The sequence below is a fragment of the Erwinia sp. V71 genome (genome assembly GCF_965644245.1).
Classification (GTDB): domain Bacteria; phylum Pseudomonadota; class Gammaproteobacteria; order Enterobacterales; family Enterobacteriaceae; genus Erwinia.
On sequence record NZ_CBFFRK010000242.1, the window covers coordinates 1 to 1,110 of the forward strand.

The window sequence follows — 1,110 nt, forward strand, 5'->3', positions numbered from 1 at the left end:
TTCCGGCAGCCTTCAGTGGTCTTTGCAGAGTTAAGACAGGCGGCTTAGCGTTGCACTTCGAACTTGAATCCGCCTTCTCTGGTGCCTGCTTCACAATATTAAACATGGCGTGATAAGCAGCATTACCCAGCTTGCGATTCAACTGGCGATCAATCACCGCGGAAAACTGCAGCATAAAAGGTTCTTTTATTTCATCGATACTCAGTAATGGCGCATTCAAATAGTCAGCTATCACTCTGGCGACAGCGATTTTTCCTGAGGCCGGAATACCGTTTACCAGAATTAGTTTTTTCATAACAGTTCAAGTATTTCCTCCGCCGTTTCTGCTTGTCTGATATGTGATAAAGTCTCTTCCTGATCCAGCAGCTCAACAATCGAGGCAATGCCTTCTGTAATATGAGCACTGCTGTCAGTGCCACCAAACATGACAATAATGTCTACGGGTTCACTGCCATGAATGGATACCGGATGGCGTAGTGTCACCATACTGAAGCAATTTTTAATTACCCCACATTCTGGTCGTGCATGAGGAATCGCGATCCCTTCGTCAAAAACATAGTACGCACCGTATTCCAGTGTGTTGTTAATAACGGCCTGTGGGTATTCAGGGGTGACAAAGCCACCATCAATTAATGGCTTTGCCGCTCTCTCAATAATTTCACTCCACGAAGACACTTACATTCCGACCTGAATATACTGATTATGTGCAAGAAACGCTTTAATGCTCATATCACCTCATATATTTTTGCGAATGGTATTTCTCAGTTCATCGACCTTCAAGAGCAGGCCATCCACCCGATGGCGATAAGTCTCGCTACCGGAGTAAACCTTTATTGCCTGGTTATATTTCACCATCAGTTGTTTTTTAATTTCATTGTCAGACGGGCTCTTTAATAAACCGGCCTCAAGAACCGACAGTTCATCTTCAAATTCTTCTTCCGCCTCTTCACTCTGTTCGGCGGATTCAAGTTCGAAGTGCAACGCTAAGCCGCCTGTCTTAACTCTGCAAAGACCACTGAAGGCTGCCGGAACCCGAGGCATTTTCTTGGCCTGCTGTTCAGTGCTCCCTGATACTTGCGGAGCTCGTCATCCGTCACTGCTGTCAGGTCA

The 1,110-nt window shown here is 45.9% G+C and carries 2 protein-coding genes and 2 pseudogenes; all 4 read right to left on the reverse strand.

Features of this window, described 5'->3' with window-relative positions:
• A pseudogene (locus ACSZO1_RS22405) lies at window positions 1-295 on the reverse strand (AAA family ATPase); the annotation flags it as partial.
• On the reverse strand, window positions 292-675 hold the full coding sequence (locus ACSZO1_RS22410) for a PTS sugar transporter subunit IIA (protein ID WP_437616586.1): 384 nt from the start codon (window positions 673-675) through the stop codon (window positions 292-294). The pseudogene ACSZO1_RS22405 and the gene ACSZO1_RS22410, both read right to left, overlap by 4 nt.
• A gap of 60 nt (window positions 676-735) precedes the next feature.
• Entirely contained in the window at window positions 736-981 is a 246-nt protein-coding gene (locus ACSZO1_RS22415; protein WP_437616588.1) for a hypothetical protein, read from the reverse strand.
• A 2-nt stretch (window positions 982-983) separates the two neighbouring features.
• Window positions 984-1,110, reverse strand: a pseudogene (locus ACSZO1_RS22420) (IS30 family transposase); the annotation flags it as partial.